The sequence below is a fragment of the Sphingopyxis sp. H050 genome (genome assembly GCF_001468265.1).
GTDB lineage: Bacteria > Pseudomonadota > Alphaproteobacteria > Sphingomonadales > Sphingomonadaceae > Sphingopyxis.
Genome location: NZ_LNRZ01000003.1, coordinates 457,407 through 482,337, shown reverse-complemented (window position 1 = coordinate 482,337; position 24,931 = coordinate 457,407). Strand labels below are relative to the sequence as shown.

Genomic DNA, 24,931 nt, shown 5'->3' with positions numbered 1-24,931 from the left:
TGATGACCGACCAAGCTCCCCCGCCGCCTCAGGACGAAGAGGAAAATGAAGTGTTGCGCGCTGCGCGTGAGCTTCAGGCGCAGAAGGCGGCCGCCGAAGCGACCGAAGCAGCCGACCGGGAAGCCGCGGCAAAGAGCGGCAAGAAGATCGGCTGGAAGGCTGCGGCGGGGATCGGCGTCGGGTCGGCGGCGGTGCTGGCGGCGTTGCTCTACGCGAACCGCGACAAGCTGCGCTGATCAGGCGGCGGGCCGGGCGAGGCGCTCGACGGCCAGCACATGCACCTCGCGCCGGATACGGAAGCCGAGCGATTCATAAAGCGCAATCGCGCCGGCGTTGTCGGCATAGCTGTGAAGAAAGGGCTGCTCGCCGCGCGACACCATCGCGCGCATGACATGGCCGATAAGCGCGCGCGCATAGCCGCGCCCGCGGCAGTCCTCCCACGTCGATACCCCGCTCACCTCGGCCATGCCGGGAACGAGGATGCGCTGCCCCGCCATCGCGAGCAGGCGGCCCTTGTCGCGGATTCCGAAGAAAGGACCGTAGCGATGCGTCGTCGGGCCCCATGGTCCCGGCCTGGCATGATCGGCGAGCGCCGCCATGTCAGCCGCGTCGGCGTCGCCGAGCGCGATCATGTCGGGCTCGCCGGGGTTCGCTTCGGGCGGGGGTCCTTCGGCAACCATCTGCGCCAGGACGGCGCGCTTCACCTCGCGCGTACCGGGCGGCAACGGCCAAGGTTCGTCCTCGACCATCCACAGTTCGCCCTGCTCGGGAACGAGCGCCGCCAGCGCCGCCTGCGCCGCTGCACCGGTATCGGCGGCGACGCCGAACACGCCATAGCCGCGATCGATGCGCAGCGCGCGGTAATCGCCCTCGGCAAGATGCGCCTGCCGCCCGGTCAGCATGCTCCAGATCGGCCGGTCGAGCGGGTGCGCCATCGGTGGGTCAGGCCTGTTCCATCGCCAGCATTTCGGTCGCGGGGATATTGACCCCCTCCATCGCATGCTCGGCATAGGGCCCGGCGGGATCGACCCAGTGCAGGAAAAGATGCGCCGACCAGCGGTTGGGGTTCGGCTGGGTGCGACCGTGCAGCCGATGGACGCCCTGATAGAGCACCGCATCGCCCGGAAGCATCGGCACCGAGCCATAGGCCTCGTCGCCGAAATCGGGATCGGCGCGCTCGCGCGGGGTTTCGATATGCTGCGACCCGACCTCGAGCGGCCAGGCCTTGTCGTCGCTCGCGGCGAGCAACAGCGACAGGCTGTGCTCGCAGGCGTAGCGGTCCGAATGGACGCGGCAGACGTCGCCCGCACGGTACATGCGGAAATAGCAATAGGAGGGCTTGAGCTGCGTGCCGACGAGCGCGCTGACCGCAGGGGTCATGCCCCAAAGAAAGGTCGAGAGCGGCAGATATTGCCGGCCGTATATCTCGACCGCCTCGGCCGCGAGCAAAGCATGCTTGCGCTTCAGCCGGTCGAACGACACGCCGCCACGCATCAGATCGCCCTTCATCATGCCGAGCAGTGCGTGTGTCACGTCGGTGGGCACGAAGCCCGGCAGCGCGAGATAGCCCTCATCCCGATAGCGTTCCGCCTGCCCTGTCATATCGTTTCCAGCAATCTTTCGGCCTGCGCGCGGGCTTCTTCCGTGACCTCGGCGCCCGACAGCATGCGCGCGATTTCTTCGCGGCGGCCGGCTTCGTCCAGCGCGTGGACGCTGGTGCGCGTGACAATGCCTTCGCTCGATTTGGCGATGATGAAGTGCGACACGCCTTTTGCCGCAACCTGCGGGCTGTGCGTGACCGCAAGCAATTGCTTGTTCCCACCCCGTCCCGCTCCCCGCGACAGGCGCGCGAGGCGTTCGCCGATCGCCGAAGCCACCGCGCCGCCGACGCCGCGATCGATCTCGTCGAAGATGATCGTCTCGGCGCCCCCCTCCTCCGCGAGCGCGACCTTCAGCGCGAGGATGAAGCGCGACAGTTCGCCGCCCGAGGCGATCTTTGCGAGCGGCGCGAAGGGCGCGCCGGGGTTGGTGGCGATCAGGAATTCGACGCGGTCGATCCCGTCGGCGCCCCAGCGCTCGGCCGGGAGCCGCTCGACGGCCGTTTGGAAGCGCGCGGCGTCGAGCTTGAGCGGAACGAGCTCGCCCGCCACCGCCGCGTCGAGCCGCGTCGCCGCCTTGGCGCGCAGGTCGGAGAGCGCGGTCGCGGCGTGGGTATAGGCGGCCGCCGTCTCAGCCACCGCCGCTTCGAGCTTGGCGATCCCCGCGCTGCCACCCTCGATCGCGTCGAGCCGCGCGGCGAGGTCGCCCACCAGTGCGGCGAGTTCGTCGGGCTGACAGCCATGCTTTCGGGCCATCGCGCGCAGCTCGAACAGCCGCGTCTCGGTCGCCTCCAGCCGCTCGGGATCATATTCCATTGCGCGCGCGGCTTCGTTTAGCTTGGTCTCCGCCTCGTCGGCCTCGATGATCGCGCGGTCGAGGCTGGCGAGCGCTTCGGCGAGCAGCGGATGGTCGCCGGCAAGCCGGTCGAGCCGCCGCGCCGCGCCGCGGAGCAGCGCCGGGCCGCCGTCGCTGCCGTCGAACGCCTCCATGATCGTGCCGAGGTCGCCGGCGATCTTCTCGCCCTTCTGCATCGCGGCGCGCGCCTCGGCGAGTTCGGCCTCTTCGCCCGGCTGCGGGTTCAGCGCCTGCAGTTCGGCGACGCAATGCTCGAGCCATTCGCGGTCGCGCTCTGCTTCCGATATTGCGGCCCGCGCGGCAGCGAGCCTGTCTTCGGCGGCGCGCCACGCGGCATGCGCCGCCGCGACCGCGCCGGTGTCGGCGCGCGCATAGGCATCGAGCAGCGCGCGGTGCCCCGCGGGCGCGAGCAGACCGCGATCGTCGTGCTGGCCGTGGATCTCGACCAGATGGCTGCCGACCTCGCGCAGCAGCGCCGCCGAACAGGGCTGGTCGTTGAGGAAGGCGCGGCTGCCGCCATCGGCCTTCAGCATGCGGCGGATCAGCAGCGGCTCGCCCGCTTCCAGCCCGATCTCATTTTCGGCAAGCAGCGCCGCGAGCGCGGTTCCGGCGGCGGGCGGCGTGAAGCTGGCCGTCACTTGCGCCTTGTCGGTCCCCTGCCGCACCAGCGCGCTGTCGGCGCGCATCCCGAGCGCGAGGCCCAGCGCGTCGAGCAGGATCGACTTGCCCGCGCCCGTCTCGCCCGTGAGCACGCCCAGCCCGGCCTCGAAATCGAGGTCGAGCCGTTCGATCAGAACGATATTGGCGATGGACAGGGCCGTCAGCATGTCCCGCTCTTACCGCAGAACAAAATGCGAATCTACGCGCAGCGCAATCAGGCGGTCGGCGCGTTCTTCTGCATCAGCTTGTACGCGCGCTCGTACCATTTGCTGCCCGGATAGTTGGCGCCGAGCACGGCCGCCGACTTCTTCGCTTCCTCGGGAATGCCGAGTGCGAGATAGCATTCGGTCAGGCGATACAGCGCCTCGGGCGTGTGGCTGGTGGTCTGGAAATTCTGCGTCACTTCGCGGAACCGGATCGACGCCGCCAGCCAGTTCGAGCTGCGCTGATAGAAACGGCCGATCTCCATTTCCTTGCCCGCAAGATGATCCTGCACCAGGTCGACCTTGAGGCGCGCGTCGGCGGCGTAGCGGCTGTCGGGATAGCGGCGGATCACCTCGCCGAGCGCGGCTAGCGCCTGCTGCGTGATCTTCTGGTCGCGGGTGACGTCGCTGATCTGCTCATAATAGCTGAGCCCGATCAGATAATAGGCGTAAGGCGCGTCCTTGTTGCCCGGATGGATCGCGAGGAAGCGCTGCGCCGCCTCGATCGCCGGGGTATATTCGCGGTCCATATAATAGCTGAAGCTGCTCATCAGCTGCGCGCGGCGCGCCCAGGGCGAATAGGGATGCTGGCGCTCGACCTCGTCGAACAGCGCCGCCGCGACCTGATAATTGCCGCGGTCGAGGCGATCCTGCGCCGCGCGGTACAGCGTGTTGACGTCGCGCGCGACGTAGCGCGTGTCCTTCTTGACCCCGCTGCCGCCGGCACAGGCCGCGAGCAGGGGTGAAATCACGAGAGCGGCGGCGAGCAGGCGCGTCGTCGCGCGCAAGGGGGAACGCTGAGTCATGCGCGCGGTATAGCCACAGCGCGGATGAACGCAAAATAAATGATCGGGGGCAATGCCCGGTTTATAGCGCTTTTACCGCGCAGCCTTTCGGCGCGTCGGCGGGGGCCGGAACGCGGCGCGCCGAGATGATCTTGAACGGCGGCGCCAGCATCTGGCCCTTCATCGCTCCTTCACCGGCGGTTTCGGATACCGGCGCAGCATAGATTGCCTCGGCAACCTCTTCGCCCGAGACCATTTCGCCGAACACAGCAAAGCCTGCATTGTCGCCGCTCATCGCCGGGTCGGCATCGAACCCCGGAATCGCCGACAAGAGCAGGAAGAAGTCGGTCGTCGCATCGCCCGGCACGAGGCGCGCCATCGCAAGCGCGCCCTTGCAGCTGGTGAGCCCGGTGACGTTTGTCGGTTCGTGCGCGATCGGCGGAAAATTCTGCCGCGCATCGCCCCGATTGCCGGCCTGAATGATCTTGCTGCGGGGGCCCCAGCTGCGCGAGGTGCGATAGAAGGTGAAGCCGTCCATCCGCTTCGAATCGACATAGCGCAGGAAATTGGCGGTGGTGATCGGCGCGCGCTTGTTTTCGAGCCGGACGACGATCGTTCCGGCATCGGTGACAAGCGCGACATGGGGCCGCGTGTCGGGGCCGCTGTCGTTCTGCGGCACCGGCAGCGGCGGCGGGGGCGGCGGCGGCGCCATGCTTGGCGGCTGTGCAGCGGCGGCGGCGGTCGCGGCAAGCGACAGGATCAGCGTTTTGATCATCATGGGCTCACTCTGAATCGGGCAAATCGGTCGCGGCCAAGCTATACGCTGTCGGCCGCCGCGCCAAGATGTCGGCGATCGGCCGTCGCCCCGCCGGGCGCCCCGCCGGATCAGGGGATCAGGCGGCCCATTCGGCGGGATCGGGCTCCGCGCCGATCAGCGCGAGCCCGTGCGCGATCGACGTGAGCTCGCCGCCCGACGCGATCCGTTCGGCGCCGAAGCGGCGGTCGAAGATCGCGCGGATCGCGGGGATCAGCGACGATCCGCCGGTCAGGAAGATGCGGTCGATGGCCGCCGCCTCGAGGCCCGCCTTGGCGAGCGCGGCCTCCATCGCGGCTTCGATGCGGCGCAGGTCGTCGGCGATCCACGCCTCGAAGTCGGCGCGGCGCACTTCGGCGGAAATCTCGACCCCTCCGCCGGCAAAGCGGAACGCGGCCACCTCGCTTTCGGAGAGCGCGCGCTTCACACGGCCGACGGCGTCGTAGAGCGGAAAGCCCTGCTCATGCTCGATCAGCGCGATCATGCGGCCGATCGGTTCGGGATCGACGGCATCGCGTTGCAGCCGCTTCAGTTCGTCGATCGTGCGGCGGTTGCGCATCATCGCGAGCCGCGACCAGTCGGCGAAGTCGGAGAAATATCCCCCCGGAATCTCCAATATCTTGTCGAACGAGCGATAGCGCCCGCCCTTGCCGAGCAGCGGCAGGACGAGCTTGTCGACGATGCGCTGGTCGAAACGGTCGCCCGCGATCGCCACGCCCGACGAGGCGAGGGGCACGCAGCGGCGCGCGGTGCCCGGCGCGGCGATGCGGACGATCGAGAAGTCGGTGGTGCCGCCGCCGAAGTCGGCGACGAGGATCGTCGCGGGTTCGGCCAGCCGCGATGCATAGCTGTGCGCGGCGCCGAGCGGTTCGTGAACATAGACGATCTCGACCCCGAAGCGGTCGAACATCGCATCGTAGCGCTGGCGCGCAAGCGCCGGATCGGCGCGTGCGCCCGCATATTCGACGGGGCGGCCGACGACGATGCGGCGCGGCGGCGCATCGAGCCGCCCGCCGGCATGCGCGACGAGGCGCTGGAGGAACAGCCGCCCCATATCCTCGAAGCGGAACGGCCTGCCGAAGATCGACGCGCGCTCGAACAGCGGGCTCGCCGCGACGCTTTTGAACGATTGGACGAAACGGCTGTCGAGCGGCGACTGGAGATATTCGGCGATCGCCCATGGGCCAGCGTCGGAGGCGACCCCCTGCCACGCGCGCTCCTCTTCCCAGAAGCAGAGCGCCGAGCGGAAGACGGGGCCGGTCGCCTCGTCGCCGACAAAATCGACAAGCTGCGATCCCCCCAGCCCGTCGGCAAGCGCGGCGACCGTGTTGGTCGTCCCGAAGTCGAGGCCGAGCGCGCTCGCGGCCGAATGATTGTCCATGATCTGTCCTGTGCGGCCCGGTATGCGGAGGGGCGGCGCCTATTGCACGGGCCTTGGGACGGAGCAAGAGCGGACCAGGCAAGAAAAAGGGGCGAAGGATCGCCTTCGCCCCAAGAAGAGGGTGTGGGCCATGCCCACGCCGCAAGCCTTAGAGGCCGTCGACGGCCTTGCTGACCATGATATTCACCGCGACGCGGCGGTTCTGCGCCTTGCCTTCGGGGGTGCTGTTGTCCGCCGCCGGGTCGGCTTCGGCCATGCCGGTGGGCGTCAGCATGCGATACGGCTTCCAGCCGCAGGCCTGCTGCAGATGGTTGACGACGCGCGTGGCGCGCTTTTCGCTCAGTTCCTGATTGAACTCCTCGCTGCCGGTCGAGTCGGTGTAGCCGACCACGAGCAGCAGGGCATTGTCGGTGGTGCTGGCCTGGTTCGCGACCTGGCAAAGCTCGGCCTTCGCCTGCTCCGACAGCACGGCCTTGCCGGTGTCGAAATTCACGTTGGTCGTGCCCTTGATATTATACTGGTCGATATCGCCGACGCGGCCGCGCAGCGCCTCGGTCGCCGCGGTCTGCTCGGCGAACCGCTGGTCGGTGCCGGTGCGGATCATCGTCGCGGTGCGCAGGTCCTTGGTCTTGAGCGCCACCGAACCCGCGGCGAGGCCGCCGCTATACTGGAGCGTGTCGACGGTCACCGGCAAGCCGTTGAGAAGCGAATCGGAAGCGAGCTTGCTGCTGGCCAGACCCAGGAAACCGCCGCTGCCCTTCACCCGCGTTTCGGGGATGAGCGCGATGATCTGGGTGTTGCCGTCGGCCGTGGTGACCTGCATCCGGTTTTCGGTGCGCGCGGAAATGATACCCTCGACCTTGGGACCCTTGGTCATTTCGGACGCGGGCGGGATCGTGCCGTACACGGTCGCCATGACTTCGCCGCCCGACGTATCCTGATCCTGTTCCTGGGCAGCGAGGCTGCCGGTCGCCGGCACGGCCAGCAGCGCCAGAGTCAAAAATAGTCCGGAGGTCTTGGAAACGTTACCCATATGCTACTCCTTCAATGGGGTCATCAGGGTCCCGCGCATTCACTGGCCCTGTCAGCGAGATGGACTCCCGATACGCTCCAAAGTTGCTCGGATCGTCGAGCCTAATGCACGGCGTATCGACAAAATTCCGCCAAAAAAGCACGGTTTTCCGCGGTCCAGAATCGCGTTCCTAACCCAGGTTAAGCCGCGGCCAGAGCGAAGTCATTCGATTCCAACGAAAAAGGGGCCGCCCTTCGGCAGCCCCTTCTCATTCCGTTGCCGGAAAGATTCAGTCCTTCAGAAAGTCGGGCACATGGCCCTGATCTTCCGGACCGTCTTCCGAGCGCTCGCGGCGCGGACCGCGATCGCCGCGGTCGCCACGGCCTTCGCCGTCGCGGCGCGGGCCACGGTCGCGGTCACGACCGCCGCCGCCACGCGGGCCGCGATCGCCACGGTCGCCGCCGTCACGGCGCGGACCACGATCGCCACGGTCACCACGTTCGCGCGGTTCGCGGGCCGGACGGGTGTCTTCCAGCTCTTCGCCGGTTTCCTGATCAACGACGCGCATCGACAGGCGAACCTTGCCGCGCTGGTCGATCTCGAGGACCTTGACCTTGACTTCCTGGCCTTCGCTGAGGACGTCCGAGACCTTCTCGACGCGCTCGTTCTTGATTTCGCTGACGTGGACGAGACCGTCCTTGCCGCCCATGAAATTCACGAACGCACCGAAATCGACGAGGTTGACGACCTTGCCGTCGTAGATCTTGCCGACTTCGGCTTCCTCGACGATGCCGCTGATCCACTTGCGCGCCGCCTCGATCTGGTCGAGGTCGCTCGACGAGATCTTGATCAGGCCTTCGTCGTCGATGTCGACCTTGGCGCCGGTGGTCGCGACGATCTCGCGGATCACCTTGCCGCCGGTGCCGATGACGTCGCGGATCTTCGCCTTGTCGATCTGCATCGTCTCGATGCGCGGCGCGTGCGCCGACAATTCGCTGCGGGTTTCGCCGAGCGCCTTGTTCATCTCGCCGAGGATATGCGCGCGGCCTTCCTTGGCCTGGTTCAATGCAGCTTCAAAGATCTCGCGCGTGATGCCCGCGATCTTGATGTCCATCTGCATCGTGGTGATGCCTTCGGACGTGCCCGCCACCTTGAAATCCATGTCGCCGAGGTGATCCTCGTCGCCGAGGATGTCCGACAGGATCGCATAATCCTTGCCTTCGAGGATCAGGCCCATCGCGATGCCCGAAACGGGACGCTTGATCGGCACGCCGGCGTCCATCATCGCGAGGCTGCCGCCGCAGACCGACGCCATCGACGACGAGCCGTTCGACTCGGTGATGTCGCTGGTCAGGCGGATCGTGTAGGGGAACTCGTCCTTCGTCGGCAGCACGGGGTGCAGCGCACGCCATGCGAGCTTGCCGTGACCGACTTCGCGGCGGCCCGGCGCGCCGAAGCGGCCGACTTCGCCGACCGAATAGGGCGGGAAGTTATAGTGCAGCATGAAGTTCTGGTACGACAGGCCGTTGAGGCCATCGACCATCTGTTCGCTTTCCTTGGTGCCGAGGGTAGCCGTCGCAATCGTCTGCGTTTCACCGCGGGTGAACAGCGCCGATCCGTGCGCGCGGGGCAGGAAGTGCGTTTCGGCGACGATCGGACGGATCTGCGTCGTCGTGCGGCCGTCGATACGCTTGCCGTCCTTCAGGATGGCGGTGCGGACGATTTCGGCTTCCAGCTTCTTGGTCAGCTTGATGCCGGCCATGACGTCCTGCGGGCTGAGGCCGTCGGCGGTGAAGCTTTCCTTCGCCTTCGCGCGCGCTTCGTTGAGTGCGTTCGAGCGGGCCGACTTGTCGGTCAGCTTGTAGGCGGCGGCGATGTCCTTGCCGATCAGCTTCTTGAGCTTGTCCTTGATCGCGGCATTGTCGTCGCCGTCGGCGACTTCCCACGGATCCTTGGCGGCCTGTTCGGCGAGCTTGACGATCGCCTTGACGACGTCCTTGCACGCGTCGTGCGCGAACAGGACCGCGCCGAGCATGACCTCTTCCGACAGCTCATTGGCTTCGGATTCGACCATCATCACCGCATCGTAGGTCGCGGCGACGACCAGATCGAGGTCGCCTTCGGCGACCTGCTCGTCGGTCGGGTTCAGGATATATTCGCCGTCGATGTAGCCGACGCGCGCGGCGCCGATCGGGCCCATGAAGGGCACGCCCGAGATGGTGAGCGCGGCCGACGCGGCGACCATCGCGAGGATGTCGGGCTCGTTGTGGCCGTCATAGCTCAGCACCTGAGCGATGGCGTTGATCTCGTTATAGAACCCCTCGGGGAACAGCGGACGGATCGGACGGTCGATCAGGCGGCTGACGAGCGTTTCCTTTTCGGTCGCGCCGCGCTCGCGCTTGAAGAAGCCGCCCGGGATGCGGCCGGCGGCCGAATATTTTTCCTGATAGTGGACGGTGAGCGGGAAGAAATCCTGCCCGTCCTTCACCGACTTCGCGGCGGTCACGGCGCACAGGACGACCGTTTCGCCCAGCGTCGCCATCACGGCGCCGTCGGCCTGGCGGGCAACCTTGCCCGTTTCGAGGGTCAGCGTTTCACCGCCCCACTCGATCGATACTTTTTTCACGTCAAACATGGTGTTTCCTTCGCCCGCCGGGCCCTATGCCGGGCGGGGCCTCTGATTCCGGGCAATCCGGCCCGGGGCGGTACGGGGCCGTTTCTTGACCCCTTGCGTGCGAAACCGTCGCCGGATTGCGACTGTTCCTCCAACTCCGTTCGCCCTGAGCTTGTCGAAGGGCCGTTCTTCCTTCTCGAAGAAAAGGACGGGGCTTCGACAAGCTCAGCCCGAACGGATAAAATGAAAGCGGCCCCGGAACCCGGAGCCGCCCTCGAATTCTTACTTGCGAAGACCCAGCTTCGCGATCAGCGCCTGATAGCGGCCCTCGTCCTTCTTGCGGAGATAGTCGAGGAGGCTGCGACGCTTGTTGACCATCATCAGCAGCCCGCGGCGGCTGTGGTTGTCCTTGTGATGCGCCTTGAAGTGAGCGGTCAGCGTGTTGATGCGGTCGGTCAGGATCGCAACCTGGACTTCCGGCGAACCGGTATCGCCCTTTTCGCGGGCATTGTCCTTGATGACTTCGGCTTTGCGCTCTGCGGTAATCGACATATTTCTTCCTTCGAACATCGTGTCATAGGTTGAAGCCCCGCACGACTTTCAGCGTTCCCGCCAAAGCCTCTATCAACGCGACTGGACGCATTTCGCTGTCCCGTCCCCAATAGAGCCCGTCGTGCGTGCTTTCCCCGGTCCAGACGCGACCCTGACGGATCGCCCCTGCCGCTTCCGGGGATAGGTTCAGAGCCGGGATGTCGACCAGCCCTGCCTCCAGCGGCAGAATGACGTCTGATTGGGCGGCGCCTTGGCCGAATGCGTTCAATTTGTCCAGCGAAATCGCGTGGGACAGGTCGAACGGCCCTGCTTTGGTGCGGCGGAGCATGGTCACATGGCCGAAGGTGCCGACGGCACGCGCGATGTCGCGCGCGAGGCTGCGGATATAGGTGCCCTTCGAGACATGGGCGGTGAGGGTGAGCGATTCGAGTATTGCCGCTTCCTCCCCCGCCCGCCCCGAGCTTGTCGAAGGACCGCTCTTCCTTTCGACGTCCGAAGAAAAGAACGGCCCTTCGACAAGCTCAGGGCGAACGGAAAGAGAGTGAACCGTCACCCCCCGCGCCTTCATCTCGACCGCCTCGCCCTTGCGCGCGCGGTCATAGGCGCGCTCGCCGTCGATCTTGATCGCGGAATAGGCCGGCGGCACCTGCTCGATCGGCCCGGTGAAGCGTGGCAGCACCGCCTCGACCTCGGTCCGTGTCGGCCGGATATCGCTCGTCGCAACCACCGCCCCTTCGGCGTCGAGACCCGCAGTCTCGGTCCCGAACTGCACGGTGAAGTCGTAGATCTTGCTCGCGTCGAGCATCCGCCCGCACAGCTTCGTCGCCTCGCCGAGCGCGATCGGCAGCACGCCCGACGCCAGCGGGTCGAGCGTCCCGCCATGGCCGACCTTGACCTTGCCGAGGCCGGCCTCGCGGCACACGCGCTTGACCGCGCCGACCGCCTGGGTCGAGCCGAGGCCCACGGGTTTGTCTAGGATGATCCAGCCGTTCATCCCGCGCCGCTACGGCGCGGGGTGCGGGCTGTCAATTTGCGTCGGCCGCGGCCTTCTTGTCCTTCTTGGACGGCGGCGCTTCCGACGTCACGAACGAGGAGAGCAGGCAGCGTTCGCCGCGCAAGAGGATCGCCGAGAAACGGTCGAGCCGTGCGGTGCCGCGGGTTTCGACGCCGATGGCCTGCGCAAAATCGAGGTCGCGGCAGAGGCCGGCGAAACTGCCGTAATACCAGTCCCCCTTGCGATCCTGAATCCAGATGCCGCGCTCCCGATCGGCGCGCCAGTTGCGGATCGAGCTGTCGCTGGGGAAGGTGATACTCGATTCAACGCCGAGCGCGCGCGATTCCGTTGCGGGCTCGGCGGCCGCCGCTGCCGAAAGGGGAAGCAGCAAGGCGGCCAGGGAGAGTGCGAGTTTCTGTTTCATGTCGAGTCTTTCAGCCGAAGTGACCCTACCCGAACCGCGCCAATAGCAGGCCGAGTCTGAACCAGTGCTGACCCTTTCCTGCCTGCCGCACGGCGATGGGGAAGATCAGTTTTTCCACTCGCGCGGGAGCAGCGACCAGAGGCCGGTGTCGCGGTCATGGCCGGTCCAGGTGATCCGCTCGGAGCGCAGCACGCCCTCCTTGCTGGCGCCGAGTTTCGCGACCGCGGCCTGGCTGCGCTTGTTGCGCTCGTCGATGCGGAATTCGATGCGGCGGATGCCCGACGCGAAGGCGTGGTCGATCATCAGCCGCTTCACCCGGCCGTTGAAGCCGGTGCCGCGCGCGCCGGGGTGAATATAGGAGTTGCCGATCTCGACCGTCTGCGCCGACCAGTCGGGGCGCAGCCAGGCGGTCATGCCGACGAGGCGGTCGCCGTCGAGGATTGCATAGGGCATCCGGGCCGCGCCGCCGATCAGCGCGTCGAAACTCTTGTCGAAATGGCCGGGGCCGAAGCTCGACGAATAAATGGGCCAGATGTCGGGATCGGCGGCGCACACCCCGCGCAGCGCCTCGCGATGCGCCTCGGTCAGCTTGACGAGGCGGAGATCGCCGTCGGCCAGATCGACGTAGAGCGCGTCCTGCATCATTGCACCCCGGCGGTCGCGAGCAAGATGCCGAGGCCGACCTTGGCGCCGCTCAGGCTCTTCGTCTTTTCGACGTCGATCCATTCGTCGAGCGCATGCGCGCGCCCGCCCTCGCCGCCCGATCCGATCGTCACCGCCGGAATACCGAGGCTCATCGGCAGGTTGGAATCGGTCGAGGAAAAGGACGATATGGGTTTGAGTCCGTTCGCGCGGATGATGGCCTGGGCGTTCTGCACGATCGGCTGTGTCGCGGCAGTCTCGCCCGCGGGGCGGTCGCCGATCAGCTTGATATCGGCGGTGATCGGCCCTTCCTTCACCGACCGTGCGGTGTTTTCGCTCTCGACGCTCTTCCGGACGACGCCAAGAAACGCCTGTTCCAGCTTCGCGAGTTCGGCGGGACTTTCGGACCGCATGTCGAATTCCATATACGCCTCGTTCGGGATCGAATTGACCGAGGTGCCGCCGCCGGTGACGCTGGCGGCATAGGTGGTCCTGGGCTGCGCGGGGACTTGTATCTTGTAGAGATCGACGACCGCCTGGCTCATCGCCGTCATCGGATTGACGAGGCCGAAGGCGCTGAAGCTGTGGCCGCCCGGCCCCTTCCAGGTGATGCGATAGCGTTTCGACCCGACGCCGCCGGTGACAAGACGCGACGGATCGAGCCCGTCCATCGAGAAAAAGGCCTTCACCCGGTCCTTGTACTTCCCCTTGGTGAGCAGGTGGCGGACGCCGCGGAGGTCGCCCGGGCCCTCCTCGCCGACATTGCCGACGAAGATGATGTCCTGCTTCACCTTGACGCCGCTTTCCTTCATCGCGCGGGCATAGGCGAGCAGCACCGCAAGGCCGCGCGTATCGTCGCCGATACCGGGCGCATGGAGGCGCGTGCCTTCGCGGCGGACCTTGACCGGCGTGCCTTCGGGAAAAACGGTATCAAGGTGCGCGGCGATCATCACCGCGGAGCCGCCCGCGGGTCCGGTGCCGCGATAGACGCCGATCGCATTGCCTTCCGCGTCGATCTCGACGTCCGCGAGGCCTGCCTCCTTCAGCATGTCGCGGTACGCCGCGGCGCGCGCCGCTTCCTTGAAGGGCGGTGCGGGGATTTCGGTCAGCGTGATGATCTCGGCGACCATCCGGTCGTGATCGCGGTCGAGGATCTTCGCCGCCGCCCGATAGGCCTTGCTCTCCAGCACCGCTTGCGGCTTCGGCGCCGGGGCCGCCTGTAGGGGTGAGACGGCGAGCGCCGCCGCGGCGAGGCTCAGCGACACGATCTTACGCATGACAATCCTTTCGCAAAAAGCGGGAACAGCGGCAGCCGGTCAGGAGGCCGACGCCAGCGCCGCGGCGGCCGCGCGCCGCTTTTCCATGAAATGGCGGCGGCACATCGCGACATAGCGGTCGTTGCCGCCGATCTCGGTCTGGGCGCCTTCGACGACGGCGCGGCCGCTTTCATCGACACGCAGGTTCATCGTCGCCTTGCGCCCGCATTCGCACACCGCCTTCAATTCGACGAGCGCGTCGGCGATGCCGAGCAGCGCGGCAGAACCCGGAAACAGCTCGGCCGAGAAATCGGTGCGCAGGCCATAGCAGAGCACCGGGATGCCTATTTCGTCAGCCAGCCGCGCGAGATCGAGCACCTGCGCCCGCGTCAAGAACTGCGCCTCGTCGACGAGGACGCAAGCGAGCGGGCGTTCCATATGCTCGGCGGTGACCGCGGCGAACATGTCGCTGTCGGGATCGAATTTATGCGCCTCGGCCATCAGCCCGATGCGGCTCGTCACCTGTCCGGCGCCGTAGCGGTCGTCGAGCGCGGCGGTCCACAGCATCGTCTCCATCCCGCGCTCGCGATAGTTGAAATCCGCCTGCAGCAGCGTCGTCGATTTGCCGGCGTTCATGCTGGCGTAGTAGAAATAGAGCTTGGCCATGGGGGGTGCGATAACGCGTCGCTACATCCTCGTCACCCCGGACTTGATCCGGGGCCCGCCTAATCTTGAAGAAAAAAGGCGGGTGCGGGGTCGAGCCCGGCATGACGCTGAGTGTTGACTCGCCCGCACCCCCTGCCATGCTGCGCAACAAAGATGCAGCATAAGAGTGGGGAGAGCTGCCATGCGGCTGATGCCGGTGACCGACGCGATGTTCCTGGTCGCGGAGACGCGCGAGACGCCGATGCATGTCGGCGGGGTCAATCTCTACACGCTCCCCGACAAGGTCGACGAGACCGAATGGCTGAACGAGATGCTCGCGCTGCTGCGCCAGCAGGAAGGGCTGCGGCGGCCGTTCAGCGAAGTGCTGAAGCTCACCCCGCTTGGCCAGTACGGCCCGATCCGGCTGGTGCCCGACAAGGACATCGACATGCATTACCATGTCCGCGCGGCGGCGCTGCCCAAGCCGGGCCGCTATCGCGAGATGTTCGAACTCGCCTCGCGCCTCCACGGCACCTTGCTCGACCGCACCCGCCCGATGTGGGAAATCACGCTGATCTCGGGGCTGCCGAACCGGCAGATCGCCACCTATTTCAAGATCCATCATGCTTTCATGGATGGCGCGAGCTCGATGCATTTCACCAATGCGATGCTGAGCAACGACAAGAGTTACAAGCCCACCGCATCGCCGATGTCGGTCGAGGTCTATGAAGCCTATAAGCGCAAATTCCCGACCGCGAAAAAGGCGCCGACGCCCAGCATCACCGACATAAAGGCCATCGGCGCTTTCCTGAAGGAGCAGTGGGGCAACAGCGTCGGGGTGAGCAAGGCGCTGAACCAATATGCCGCGGCGATGTTCGGGCTCGGCGGCGGCGACCTGACGACGCCATGGGCCGGGCTGCCGCGCACCAGCTTCAACCGCAACATCACCGGCGCGCGGCGCTTCGTCGCGCAAAGCTGGTCGCTCGAGCGCGTGCGCGCGATGGGCAAGGCCTATGACGGGACGATCAACGACGCGGTGCTCGCGATGTGTTCGGGGGCGATGCGCAAATATCTGCAATCGCTGAACGAGCTGCCCGACAAGCCCTTGAAGGCGATGGCGCCGGTGTCGATCCGCGCCAAGGACGATATCGATTCGGGCAATTCGGTCGCGGCGGTGACCGCCAACCTCGCGACGCATATCGACGATCCGGCCGAGCGCATGCGGACGATTCAGGCGTCGATGAACGCCGCCAAGGCACAGCTGCGCGAAATGACCGCGCAGCAGATCCAGATCTATACCGCGATCACGCAAATGCCGCAGATGCTGACCGCGCTGACGCGCACCGCCGACAAATTCCCCGCGTACAGCGTCACCATCTCGAACGTTCCGGGTCCGCGCGAGCAGCTCTACTGGAACGGCGCGCGGCTCGACGGCATGTATCCGGCGAGCATCCCGGTCGACGGCATGGCGATGAACATCACGCAGGTGTCGAACAACAAGAATATCGATTTCGGGATTACCGCGTGTCGGCGCAGCGTGCCGCATGTCCAGCGGCTGATCGACTATCTGGAGGATGCCCTGGTCGAGCTGGAGGAAGCGGCGGGGATCAAGGGGAAATAGCCCCTTAGCCACCCTATCAATCCGTTGTCCCGGCCTTCACCGGGATGACGACAGTTTTTGGGGTCAGTCCGGGGCTTTGTCCTCGCCGCTCTCAAGATCGCGCAGCACCTTCGGGTCGCGCAGCAATTTTTCGATATGGCTCGCTTCGTCGAAGCTTTCGTCGGGCAGGAATTTGAGCTTCGCGGCATATTTCATCCGCACCTTCGCCGCGACGCTCTTCTGCAGATAGGCGGTGTTGGTGCGCAGCGCCTTGATCACCGCTTCCTCGTCCTTGCCGAGCAGAGGCTTCACGAACACGGTCGCGTGGCGCAGGTCGGGCGACATGCGGACTTCGGTGATGCTGACCGGATGCGTGGCGAGGACGTCGTCGTGGACGTCACCGCGCGCCAGGATTTCCGACAACAGATGCCGCACCTGCTCGCCGACGCGCAGCACCCGCACCGAGGGGCCTTTATCCTTTTCCTGCTTCATGCCGTTTTTGCTTCTTCGTCCAGTTTCGCAATGATCCGCGCGATCGAACGGATGTTGCGCGCGGTGCCCTTGTGCCCCAGTCGCCGTTCGATCAGCCGCGCGTGCAATTTGCTGTCGGCCGCGCCGTCGCCGAAGTCGATATAGAGCGCCCGGTCGCCGAGCGCGAGGCGTTCGATCGGCCGGACCCGGTGGTCGGTCGCCAGCGCCTCGAACTGCTCCGCGGTCGGCTGGCCGTCGAGGAACATCGTGTGGACGATCCGGTCCTCGTTCGTGCCAGCGAACGGATTGTCGGCGATGGCGGCCGCGAGTTCATCGCGGCTGCGCACCAAGGCGGCGGTTTCCATGTCGAAGCGGTCGCCAACCATGATCGCCAGCTTCTCCTCGAGCCCGCGCGTCGGCCGCTCGTCATGGTCGAACAGCACATTGCCGCTCGCCACCACGGTTTCGACATTCTCGAACCCTTCGGCCTCGAACGCCGAACGCAGGTCGGCCATCGTCAGCCGGTTGCCGCCGACGTTGATGCTGCCGAATAGGGCCACATAGCGGGGCATGCCGGCGCCTCCTGATCCGCGCGGAGCGGACGCCTGTTACAGCGTCCGTTCGCGCAGCTCGACCTCGAAGACTTCGAGATTGTCGCCCGGCTTGATGTCGTTGGTATCGGCCAGCACAACACCGCATTCCAGGCCCGCGCGCACTTCGGCGACATCGTCCTTGAACCGGCGGAGCGAGGCGATCGTCGTTGCCGAGACGATGACGTCGTCGCGGGTGAGACGCGCATGGAGCCCCTTGCGGATGACGCCTTCGAGCACCAGCAGACCCGCGGCCTTGTCGCGCTTGCCGGCCGGGAACACGTCCTTGACCTCGGCGCGGCCGACGACGTTTTCGATGCGCTCCGGACCCAGCTCGCCCGCCATTTCCTTCCGGACCTCGTCGGTCAGGTGATAGATGACGTCATGATACATGAAGCGCACTTTTTCGCGCTTCGCGATCTCGCGCGCCTTCGCGTTCGGGCGGACATTGAAGCCGATGATCGGCGCGCCGGTGGCGGCGGCCAAGGTCACGTCGCTTTCGGTGATCGCGCCGGCGCCCGACTGGAGCACGCGGACGCGGATCTCGTCGGTCGAGATCCGGTTGAGCGCATTGACGATCGCTTCGACCGAACCCTGCACATCGCCCTTGATGACCACCGGATATTCGATGACCTTCGCCTTGTCGGCGAGCGCCTCGAACATGCCCTCGAGGCTGACCGGCGCCTGCACCGTCCGCTTCTTGAGCGCTTCGCTCTGGCGATAGGCGGCGACTTCGCGGGCGCGGGCTTCGTTCTCGACGACGGTGAGCGTATCGCCCGCCATCGGCACGCCGCCGAGGCCGAGGACCTCGACCGGCATCGATGGGCCGGCTTCCTTCACCTGCTTGCCCTGATCGTCGATCAGCGCGCGGACGCGGCCGCTTTCGGCGCCGCAGACGAAGATGTCGCCAACGCGCAGCGTGCCGCGGCGGACGAGGATCGTCGCAACGGGGCCGCGGCCCTTGTCGAGCTTCGCCTCGACCACCGTGCCTTCGGCGGCGCGGTCGGGGTTCGCCTTCAGTTCCATGATCTCCGCCTGCACGGCGATCGCGTCGAGCAGCTTGTCGAGGCCGGTCTTCTTCAGTGCCGAGACTTCGACATTCTGGACGTCGCCGCCCATTTCCTCGACCACCAGCTCATGCTCGAGCAGGCGTTCGCGGACGCGCTGCGGGTTGGCGCCTTCCTTGTCGACCTTGTTGATCGCGACGATGATCGGCACGCCGGCCGCCTTCGCATGGGCGATAGCCTCGATCGACTGCGGCTTCAGGCCGTCGTCGGCGGCGACCACCAGGATGACGATGTCGGTGACGTTCGCGCCGCGCTGTCGCATCTCGGTAAAGGCTTCGTGGCCCGGCGTATCGAGGAAGGTGACTTGGCTGCCGTCGGGGGTCTTCACCTGATAGGCGCCGATATGCTGGGTGATGCCGCCGGCTTCGCCCGCCTGCACATTCGCGCCGCGCAGCGCGTCGAGCAGGCTGGTCTTGCCGTGGTCGACATGGCCCATGATCGTGACCACCGGCGCGCGCGGCTTCAGGTGCGCGGCGTCGTCGACATCCTCGTCGTGGCGAATGTCGACATCGGCTTCGCTGACGCGCTTGATCTCGTGACCGAATTCGGTGACGAGCAGTTCGGCGGTGTCCTGGTCGATCGTCTGGTTGACGGTCACGGGCATGCCCATCTTGAACAGCGCCTTCACCAGGTCCGCGCCCTTTTCGGCCATGCGGTTGGCGAGTTCCTGCACCGTGATGCTGTCGGGCACGACGACTTCGCGGACCTGCTTCTCGCGCGGTCCGCTCGACACCATGTGCGAGCGCTTTTCCTTTTCGCGGGCGCGCTTCAGCGCCGCGAGGCTGCGCGCGCGGGCGCCCTCGTCGTCGTTGAGCGCGCGCGTGACGGTCAGCTTGCCCGACTGGCGGCGGTTGTCGGCGCCGCGGGTCGCCTTGGGTTCGGGGCGCTTCGGTTCGGGGCGCTTCGGCGCCTCGACCGGCGTGAAACGGCGCGGCGCGGGCGCGGCACTCGTCGTGCTGCGCGGCGCGGCTTCGCTCGTCTCGGCGGCGGGAGCCTCGGCGGCCGGCGCTTCGACTTCGGCGGCGGGGGCCGGCGCGGCTTCGGAAGCCTTCGCCTTGTCCTCGCGCGCTTCGGCGACGCGGTTCTTTTCTTCCTCGGCGGCGCGGGCGCGCGCGGCTTCCTCGCGGCGACGGTTTTCCTCGAGCGCGTTCATGCGCGCTTCCTCGGCCTCACGCAGCAGCTGCGCCTGACGCTCCTGACGCGACATCAGGCTGTCGGCGGCGGGCTTCGGCGCAGCGGGCTTTTCCGCGACAGGCGCGGGGGCGGCGGCAGGCGCCGGAGCGGGCGCCGCGACCTCTTCGACCTCGGCCGCAGGGGCGGCTTCGCCCGGGCGGCCGAGCACGCGGCGGCGCTTCACCTCGACCACCACCGTATTGCGGCGGCCATGGCTGAATTGCTGCTGCACCTGGCCGGCCTCGACCGTCCGCTTCAGCCCCAGCGGCTTGCGGGTAAGGGTCGGCTTGTCCTGTTCGTCGCTCATCTAAACTCTATTTTCCTTCATAACGCGTCCGAAGCGTCGGAAACCGTGCCGGTATCCGTGGACGCCATCCGATTAGCCGCGTCGCGGGGAACTGTGCCCCCCGCGCTGCGGGAATCCTCAAGGGAAACGCGGTCGGCCGCGTCCCTACTCCATCCGGAGAAAAACTGCCAGCGGCCAAGATGCGCGAGCACCCGGTCGGCGGCACGGGCGTCTGTGACGGCCAAATGCACCGCATTTTCACGCCCCAATGCCATAGATAGGGACTGCCGGTCCACCGGCAAGATGGTCCCTTCGCGGCCCGATCCCTCGTCGTCCTCGCCGACGCGCCATGCCTGCGCGAGTTTCTTGCGGCCGTCCTCGCCCGCATCGCTCGCGTGAAGCAGCAGGCGAACCTGCCCCTTGCGCGCCGCCTGCTCGACCTTTTCGTTGCCGCTGATCAGCGTCCCCGAACGCGATTCGAGCCCGAGCCGGTCCAGCGTCGCGCGCTTCAGTTGCGCCTCGATCCGCGCGCCGAGGTCGTCGGGGATCGTGATATTGCCTTCGTGCAGCGCCCGCGCGAGCCCGCCCTTGAGCTTGCCCTTCGCCTGCGCCGCTTCGAGCGTGGCGCGGGTCACGCCGATCCATGCGCCGCGTCCGGGCGCCTTGCCCAGAACGTCGGGCGCGATCGCGCCGTCGGGCCCGAGCGCCAGGCGCACGAGCCGTTCGGCCGGCGAAACCTCGCCGGTGATGACGCAGCGCCGCTCGGGCACATGCTGGCCGCGCCGACCAGCGCGGTCTGGTTCGCTCAGCTGATCATTGTGCGGGGTCCGCATCGGCGGCCTCCCCGTTTTGCGGCTCCGCCGCGGACTCGGCTTGCGGTGCAGCGTCCGCCGGTTCGTCTGCGAACCAGTGCGCACGCGCCGCCATGATGATCTCGTTGCCCTGCTCTTCGGTCAGGCCATATTCGCCCAGCACGCCGCCCTTGTCCTCGGCGCGTTCGGCGCGCGCCGGACCGCGGCGGTTGTCCTGGCGCTTCTTCGCGATCAGTTCGTCGGTCGCGAGGTCGGCGAGGTCGTCGAGCGTCTTGATCCCCGCCTTGCCGAGGACGACGAGCATCGCTTCGGTGAGGTGCGGAATCTCGGCCAGATCATCCTCGACGCCGAGCGCGCGGCGTTCCTGCCGCGAAGCTTCCTCGCGGCGTTCGAGCGCTTCGGCGGCGCGGCTCTGCAGCTCCTGCGCCAGTTCGTCGTCGAAGCCTTCGATGCTCGCCAGTTCGTCGATGCCGACATAAGCGACCTCTTCGAGTTCGCTGAAGCCTTCGGCAACGAGCAGCTGCGCGAGCGTTTCGTCGACGTCGAGTTCTTCCTGGAACATCGTCGAGCGTTCGACGAATTCGCGCTGGCGCTTCTCGCTCGCGTCGGCCTCGGTCATGATGTCGATCTGGCTGCCGGTGAGCTGGCTGGCGAGACGGACATTCTGGCCGCGGCGGCCGATGGCGAGCGACAGCTGGTCGTCGGGAACGACGACTTCGATGCGGCTGTCATCCTCGTCGATGACGACGCGCTGCACCGTTGCCGGCTGGAGCGCGTTGACCACGAAGGTCGCGGTGTCCTCGGACCAGGGGATGATGTCGATCTTTTCGCCCTGCATTTCCTGGACGACCGCCTGGACGCGGCTGCCCTTCATGCCGACGCAGGCGCCGACGGGGTCGATGCTGCCGTCATAGCTGATCACGCCGATCTTGGCGCGCGAGCCCGGGTCGCGCGCGGCGGCCTTGATCTCGATGATGCCGTCGTAGATTTCGGGGACTTCCTGCGCGAACAGCTTCTTCATGAAGTCGGGGTGCGCGCGGCTCAGGAAAATCTGGGGCCCGCGCGTTTCGCTGCGCACCGACAGGATCAGCGCGCGGACGCGGTCGCCGACGCGCATCAGTTCGCGCGGGATCTGCTGGTCGCGGCGGATGACGCCCTCGGCGCGGCCGAGGTTGACGACGATGTGGCCGAATTCGACCGATTTCACGACGCCGGTGATGATCTCGCCCGCGCGGTCCTTGAATTCCTGATACTGGCGTTCGCGATCGGCTTCGCGGACCTTCTGGAAGATCACCTGCTTCGCCGACTGCGCGTCGATGCGGCCGAGGTCGACCGCGGGCAGCGGGTCGACGATGAAGTCGCCGATCTTGGCGTCCTTCTGCAGCTTCTGGCCGGCGGCGAGGTCGACCTGCTTGAAATAATCCTCGACCTGCTCGACGACCTCGACGACGCGCCACAGGCGAAGATCGCCGGTCTGCGGATCGAGCTTCGCACGAATGTCGTTCTCGGCGCCGTAGCGCGCGCGCGCCGCGCGCTGGATCGCTTCCTCGATCGCCTCGATGACGATTCCCTTGTCGATCATCTTCTCGCTGGCGACCGAATTGGCAATCGCGAGCAGTTCGGCCTTGTTGGCGGAAATGGCAGTGGCCATCAGTCCTGTCCTTCTTCTTCCATTTCGTCGGCGCCCTCGATCGAGAGCGGGACGGTTGCGGCAATCAATTTGTCGGTGAGAACCAGCTTCGCCGTATCGATCGCGTCGAACGGCAGCTTATGCTCCACCCCTTCCTTGTCCGAAATCGTGACGGTATCGCCGTCGATGCCGACGAGCTCGCCGTTGAAGCGCTGGCGGCCATTCAGCTTTTCCTTGAGCGCGACCTTCGCCTCGTGCCCCGCCCAGTCGGCGAAGTCGGCGCGACGCGTCAGCGGCCGGTCGATGCCGGGCGACGACACCTCCAGCCGGTACGCGACCTCGATCGGGTCCTTGCCCGCCTCTTCGAGCGCGTCGAGCTGGGCCGAAATGCGGCGCGACAGGTCGGCGCAATCGTCGATCGTCAGCTGGCGCGTGTCGGGGCGTTCAGCCATCACCTGCAGCGTGGGGTCGCTCTCGCCGCCGAAGAAAGCGACGCGCACGAGCCCCAGGCCCATCGCCTCGGCTTCGGGCGCGATGATCGCATTGAGGGCGTCGAGATCGACCAAATATCTTTCCTTATCACAAGACCGGAAACCCATGCGGGAACGGCCGCCGCGGCCCGCGGCCCCGACGTCCCATCTGGCTAGCCATGTCTAGGAGTGAGGCGCATATAGGCTCCCACGCGAGAGTCGGCAAGTGGGAAGTAGGGAGGCGATCACGATGGCTGGATTTGCACCGCAGCGCGAAGGCATCTTCTATCTGACCGAAGGCGGTCAGGAGACCGAAATCCAGTATCGGCACGGGCACGACCTGCCCGAGTTCGCGATGTATCCGCTGCTCGACAAGCCCGAGGGGATGGCCGATCTGAAAGCGATGTACAGCCGTGTGCTCGACGTCGCGGCCGAGCATGGCTTCGCCGCGATGATCAGCGGCCTCGACTATCGCGGCAGCCCCGATTGGGCCGCGAAGCTCGGCTATTCGCGCGAAGGGCTCGCGGATGCCCTGACGCAGGCCATCGCCTTCCTGCGCGAGGTCGCGCAGCCTTATGAAGGCCAGATCAAGGATATATTGATCGGCGGCCAGGTCGGCCCGCGCGGCGACGCCTATTCGCTCAACCGGACGATCACCGCCGACGAGGCCGAGGAGTATCACAGCTTCCAGCTGGAGGTGCACAAACGCAACGAGGTCGATTATGTATGGGCCGCGACCTTCAACAATGTCCCCGAGGCGGTCGGCGTCGCGCGCGCGGCGGCGCGAATCGACCTGCCGCTCCAGATATCGTTCACGCTCGACAGCAACCATTGCCTGAAATCGGGTCCGAGCCTGAAGGAGGCGATCGAGGCGGTCGATGCCGAGGCCGGCGACGCGCGTCCCGATTTTTACGGTATCAACTGTTCGCACCCGCTCGAATTCGAGCCGGCGCTCGAACCCGGCGACTGGATCAAGCGGATTCGCAGCCTGCGCCCGAACGCCAGCGCCAAGGACAAGATCGATCTTTGCAAGCTCGGCCATATCGAGGACGGCGACCCGGTCGACCTTGGCCAGCGCATGGGTGCGCTGGCGCGGCGATATCCGCACCTCGACATCTTCGGCGGCTGCTGCGGCACCTGGGCGCCGCATCTCGACCAGATCGCGCGCAACTTGACGGCGAGCAGTCTCAGGGGTTGAGCAGCCACCCTGCGGCGCCCGCCGCGACGACGAGCAGCGGTGCGACCCATTTGCCCTTGAGCAGAAACACCGCCGCCACCGCGCCTGCGAAGATCGCGAGCCCGGCGATCGGCGTCGCCACGCGCAGCGCCGTCACCCAGCCTAGCTGGAGCAATGTCGCGGCGATCACCCCGACGACCGCCGCCGCGACCCCGGCAAGCGCGCGATGCAGCGCCGGATTCTCGACCACCGCCTCCAGCCGTTCGTAGAAGATCATCGAAAAGGCGAAGGCGGGCAGGAACATGCCCGCCGTGATGGCCAGCGCGCCTGGAAATCCGCCTGCGACATAGCCCGCGAAGGTCGCGAAGATGACCAGCGGCGCGGGCAGCATTCCCGCCAGCGCGACGCCGTCGAGGAAGCTGGCGTCGGACACCCAGCCGCGTCCGACGGTGTCCGCGCGCACGTAGGGGATTGCCGTGTAAGCGCCGCCGAAGGTCAGCAGCCCGCCCTTCAGCCCGGCGATGAACAGCGCGATGACGTCCGCCCTGCTCGCGGCGACGCTGGCCTGGATGACGGGGGCGTCGCCCGAGATGAGCAACGCCAGTGCGACCGCCACCACGACCACCGCCGCTGCCACGGCCGGGCGCGCCGCAAAGCTGTAGATCAGTCCCGCCGCGACGAGCGGAATCCAGAACGGCACGCCCGCCAGGGTCGCAGCGAGCGACGCCGCAGCAAGCCCCCAAAGCAGCCGGTCCTCCAGGATATGCGTCCCGATCCGCTGCACCGCGCGCAGGATGATCGCCAGCACCGCGATCTGCACCCCGAGGAAGATCGGCGCCATCGCGGGGTTGCCGACGAACCAATCCTTGTAGAGCCAGGCCGCGCCCAGCATCAGCACGAAACCCGGCAGCATGAAGCCCACCCCCGCGAGCAGGCCGCCGATCCGGCCGCGCGCGACCATGCCCAAGTGGACGCAAAGTTCATGCGCCTCGGGCCCGGGCAGAACCTGCATCACCGCGAGCAGCCGGTTGAAGCGCGCGGGCGAAATCCAGCGCTCCTCCTCGACCAGCGCCTGCTTCACCATCGCAATCTGCGCCACCGGCCCCCCGAAGGCGAGCAAGCCGAAGCGCAGGAAGCGCAGAAAAAGTTGGAGGAGGGAAAGCCGCGGCGGCGAATAGCTGTCGGTCGTCATTGCAAGCACGCTCCTTGCCGCAAGCGC

At 66.7% G+C, this 24,931-nt stretch carries 24 protein-coding genes; 3 read left to right on the top strand and 21 right to left on the bottom strand.

All coding sequences use genetic code 11. The features are described 5' to 3' along the window. The first annotated feature begins 2 nt into the window (after positions 1-2). Complete coding sequence (locus ATE67_RS08450) at positions 3-236, top strand: hypothetical protein (protein ID WP_058816269.1); 234 nt, start codon at positions 3-5, stop codon at positions 234-236. On the opposite strand, the gene ATE67_RS08445 is transcribed toward ATE67_RS08450, so the two are convergent. The 14 genes from ATE67_RS08445 to ATE67_RS08380 form a co-directional block, all read right to left on the bottom strand. Further along, positions 237-935 (bottom strand): GNAT family N-acetyltransferase, encoded by a 699-nt coding sequence (locus ATE67_RS08445; RefSeq protein ID WP_058816268.1) that lies wholly within the window; start codon positions 933-935, stop codon positions 237-239. 7 nt (positions 936-942) lie between these two features. Further along, positions 943-1,602 (bottom strand): hypothetical protein, encoded by a 660-nt coding sequence (locus ATE67_RS08440; protein WP_058816267.1) that lies wholly within the window; start codon positions 1,600-1,602, stop codon positions 943-945. Beyond that, positions 1,599-3,281: a DNA repair protein RecN gene (recN, locus tag ATE67_RS08435; RefSeq protein WP_058816266.1), complete on the bottom strand. Its 1,683-nt coding sequence runs from the start codon at positions 3,279-3,281 to the stop codon at positions 1,599-1,601. The genes ATE67_RS08440 and recN overlap by 4 nt, the downstream gene beginning before the upstream one ends. A 47-nt stretch (positions 3,282-3,328) precedes the next feature. Then, entirely contained in the window at positions 3,329-4,123 is a 795-nt protein-coding gene (locus tag ATE67_RS08430) for an outer membrane protein assembly factor BamD (protein ID WP_058816265.1), read from the bottom strand. 61 nt (positions 4,124-4,184) lie between these two features. Further along, a complete protein-coding gene (locus tag ATE67_RS08425) occupies positions 4,185-4,880 on the bottom strand; it encodes a peptidylprolyl isomerase (RefSeq protein WP_331458748.1) in 696 nt (231 codons plus the stop codon). A gap of 115 nt (positions 4,881-4,995) precedes the next feature. Continuing rightward, a complete protein-coding gene (locus ATE67_RS08420; protein WP_058816264.1) occupies positions 4,996-6,297 on the bottom strand; it encodes an Hsp70 family protein in 1,302 nt (433 codons plus the stop codon). Between the two features lie 148 nt (positions 6,298-6,445). Continuing rightward, positions 6,446-7,330: an OmpA family protein gene (locus ATE67_RS08415; protein ID WP_058816263.1), complete on the bottom strand. Its 885-nt coding sequence runs from the start codon at positions 7,328-7,330 to the stop codon at positions 6,446-6,448. Between the two features lie 268 nt (positions 7,331-7,598). After that, entirely contained in the window at positions 7,599-9,944 is a 2,346-nt protein-coding gene (gene pnp / locus ATE67_RS08410; RefSeq protein ID WP_058816262.1) for a polyribonucleotide nucleotidyltransferase, read from the bottom strand. Positions 9,945-10,205: 261 nt separating this feature from the next. Further along, entirely contained in the window at positions 10,206-10,475 is a 270-nt protein-coding gene (rpsO, locus tag ATE67_RS08405; RefSeq protein ID WP_058816429.1) for a 30S ribosomal protein S15, read from the bottom strand. 22 nt (positions 10,476-10,497) lie between these two features. After that, the gene (truB, locus tag ATE67_RS08400; protein ID WP_058816261.1) at positions 10,498-11,469 is read right to left on the bottom strand and encodes a tRNA pseudouridine(55) synthase TruB; all 972 of its coding nucleotides are present in this window, start codon (positions 11,467-11,469) and stop codon (positions 10,498-10,500) included. Positions 11,470-11,500: 31 nt separating this feature from the next. Beyond that, positions 11,501-11,893 carry a DUF6491 family protein gene (locus ATE67_RS08395; protein WP_231728087.1) on the bottom strand — a complete coding sequence of 131 codons (393 nt, stop codon included), beginning with the start codon at positions 11,891-11,893 and terminating at the stop codon, positions 11,501-11,503. 105 nt (positions 11,894-11,998) lie between these two features. Next, positions 11,999-12,535, bottom strand: coding sequence for a GNAT family N-acetyltransferase (locus ATE67_RS08390; protein WP_156416966.1), 537 nt, complete (start codon positions 12,533-12,535; stop codon positions 11,999-12,001). Continuing rightward, positions 12,535-13,812, bottom strand: a complete 1,278-nt coding sequence (locus ATE67_RS08385; RefSeq protein WP_058816259.1) for a M20/M25/M40 family metallo-hydrolase — start codon at positions 13,810-13,812, stop codon at positions 12,535-12,537. Before ATE67_RS08385 ends, ATE67_RS08390 begins: the two co-directional genes overlap by 1 nt. Positions 13,813-13,851: 39 nt before the next feature. After that, positions 13,852-14,457: a thymidine kinase gene (locus tag ATE67_RS08380; RefSeq protein ID WP_058816258.1), complete on the bottom strand. Its 606-nt coding sequence runs from the start codon at positions 14,455-14,457 to the stop codon at positions 13,852-13,854. A gap of 181 nt (positions 14,458-14,638) precedes the next feature. On the opposite strand from ATE67_RS08380, the gene ATE67_RS08375 reads away from it, so the two are divergent. Continuing rightward, on the top strand, positions 14,639-16,057 hold the full coding sequence (locus tag ATE67_RS08375; protein ID WP_058816257.1) for a WS/DGAT/MGAT family O-acyltransferase: 1,419 nt from the start codon (positions 14,639-14,641) through the stop codon (positions 16,055-16,057). Between the two features lie 63 nt (positions 16,058-16,120). Here the strand turns inward: ATE67_RS08375 and rbfA are convergent, their stop codons facing one another. From rbfA to rimP, 6 genes are read right to left on the bottom strand one after another with little or no spacing between them, the layout of a single operon-like run. Next, entirely contained in the window at positions 16,121-16,528 is a 408-nt protein-coding gene (gene rbfA, locus ATE67_RS08370; RefSeq protein ID WP_058816256.1) for a 30S ribosome-binding factor RbfA, read from the bottom strand. Next, positions 16,525-17,079: a DUF1697 domain-containing protein gene (locus ATE67_RS08365; protein WP_058816255.1), complete on the bottom strand. Its 555-nt coding sequence runs from the start codon at positions 17,077-17,079 to the stop codon at positions 16,525-16,527. Before ATE67_RS08365 ends, rbfA begins: the two co-directional genes overlap by 4 nt. A gap of 36 nt (positions 17,080-17,115) precedes the next feature. Next, entirely contained in the window at positions 17,116-19,644 is a 2,529-nt protein-coding gene (infB, locus tag ATE67_RS08360; RefSeq protein WP_058816254.1) for a translation initiation factor IF-2, read from the bottom strand. Between the two features lie 17 nt (positions 19,645-19,661). Then, positions 19,662-20,456, bottom strand: a complete 795-nt coding sequence (locus tag ATE67_RS08355; RefSeq protein WP_058816253.1) for a DUF448 domain-containing protein — start codon at positions 20,454-20,456, stop codon at positions 19,662-19,664. Beyond that, positions 20,437-22,086, bottom strand: coding sequence for a transcription termination factor NusA (nusA, locus tag ATE67_RS08350; protein WP_058816252.1), 1,650 nt, complete (start codon positions 22,084-22,086; stop codon positions 20,437-20,439). The genes ATE67_RS08355 and nusA overlap by 20 nt, the downstream gene beginning before the upstream one ends. Beyond that, complete coding sequence (gene rimP / locus ATE67_RS08345; protein ID WP_058816251.1) at positions 22,086-22,631, bottom strand: ribosome maturation protein RimP; 546 nt, start codon at positions 22,629-22,631, stop codon at positions 22,086-22,088. The genes nusA and rimP overlap by 1 nt, the downstream gene beginning before the upstream one ends. A gap of 154 nt (positions 22,632-22,785) precedes the next feature. Between rimP and ATE67_RS08340 the strand changes: the two genes are divergently transcribed. Beyond that, complete coding sequence (locus ATE67_RS08340; protein ID WP_058816250.1) at positions 22,786-23,733, top strand: homocysteine S-methyltransferase family protein; 948 nt, start codon at positions 22,786-22,788, stop codon at positions 23,731-23,733. On the opposite strand, the gene chrA is transcribed toward ATE67_RS08340, so the two are convergent. Next, entirely contained in the window at positions 23,723-24,904 is a 1,182-nt protein-coding gene (chrA, locus tag ATE67_RS08335; RefSeq protein WP_058816249.1) for a chromate efflux transporter, read from the bottom strand. The genes ATE67_RS08340 and chrA overlap by 11 nt on opposite strands. Positions 24,905-24,931: the final 27 nt, after the last annotated feature.

Coding starts and splice junctions, on each gene's coding strand:
- ATE67_RS08355 (WP_058816253.1), bottom strand. CDS start 20,456: ATGCGGACCCCGCACAATGATCAGCTGAGCGAACCAGACCGCGCTGGT.
- recN (WP_058816266.1), bottom strand. CDS start 3,281: ATGCTGACGGCCCTGTCCATCGCCAATATCGTTCTGATCGAACGGCTC.
- ATE67_RS08380 (WP_058816258.1), bottom strand. CDS start 14,457: ATGGCCAAGCTCTATTTCTACTACGCCAGCATGAACGCCGGCAAATCG.
- ATE67_RS08420 (WP_058816264.1), bottom strand. CDS start 6,297: ATGGACAATCATTCGGCCGCGAGCGCGCTCGGCCTCGACTTCGGGACG.
- rpsO (WP_058816429.1), bottom strand. CDS start 10,475: ATGTCGATTACCGCAGAGCGCAAAGCCGAAGTCATCAAGGACAATGCC.
- ATE67_RS08340 (WP_058816250.1), top strand. CDS start 22,786: ATGGCTGGATTTGCACCGCAGCGCGAAGGCATCTTCTATCTGACCGAA.
- infB (WP_058816254.1), bottom strand. CDS start 19,644: ATGAGCGACGAACAGGACAAGCCGACCCTTACCCGCAAGCCGCTGGGG.
- ATE67_RS08395 (WP_231728087.1), bottom strand. CDS start 11,893: ATGAAACAGAAACTCGCACTCTCCCTGGCCGCCTTGCTGCTTCCCCTT.
- ATE67_RS08425 (WP_331458748.1), bottom strand. CDS start 4,880: ATGATGATCAAAACGCTGATCCTGTCGCTTGCCGCGACCGCCGCCGCC.
- nusA (WP_058816252.1), bottom strand. CDS start 22,086: ATGGCCACTGCCATTTCCGCCAACAAGGCCGAACTGCTCGCGATTGCC.
- ATE67_RS08430 (WP_058816265.1), bottom strand. CDS start 4,123: ATGACTCAGCGTTCCCCCTTGCGCGCGACGACGCGCCTGCTCGCCGCC.
- ATE67_RS08385 (WP_058816259.1), bottom strand. CDS start 13,812: ATGCGTAAGATCGTGTCGCTGAGCCTCGCCGCGGCGGCGCTCGCCGTC.
- ATE67_RS08445 (WP_058816268.1), bottom strand. CDS start 935: ATGGCGCACCCGCTCGACCGGCCGATCTGGAGCATGCTGACCGGGCGG.
- ATE67_RS08390 (WP_156416966.1), bottom strand. CDS start 12,535: ATGCAGGACGCGCTCTACGTCGATCTGGCCGACGGCGATCTCCGCCTC.
- chrA (WP_058816249.1), bottom strand. CDS start 24,904: ATGACGACCGACAGCTATTCGCCGCCGCGGCTTTCCCTCCTCCAACTT.
- ATE67_RS08450 (WP_058816269.1), top strand. CDS start 3: ATGACCGACCAAGCTCCCCCGCCGCCTCAGGACGAAGAGGAAAATGAA.
- ATE67_RS08365 (WP_058816255.1), bottom strand. CDS start 17,079: ATGCCCCGCTATGTGGCCCTATTCGGCAGCATCAACGTCGGCGGCAAC.
- ATE67_RS08375 (WP_058816257.1), top strand. CDS start 14,639: ATGCGGCTGATGCCGGTGACCGACGCGATGTTCCTGGTCGCGGAGACG.
- ATE67_RS08415 (WP_058816263.1), bottom strand. CDS start 7,330: ATGGGTAACGTTTCCAAGACCTCCGGACTATTTTTGACTCTGGCGCTG.
- truB (WP_058816261.1), bottom strand. CDS start 11,469: ATGAACGGCTGGATCATCCTAGACAAACCCGTGGGCCTCGGCTCGACC.
- ATE67_RS08440 (WP_058816267.1), bottom strand. CDS start 1,602: ATGACAGGGCAGGCGGAACGCTATCGGGATGAGGGCTATCTCGCGCTG.
- pnp (WP_058816262.1), bottom strand. CDS start 9,944: ATGTTTGACGTGAAAAAAGTATCGATCGAGTGGGGCGGTGAAACGCTG.
- rbfA (WP_058816256.1), bottom strand. CDS start 16,528: ATGAAGCAGGAAAAGGATAAAGGCCCCTCGGTGCGGGTGCTGCGCGTC.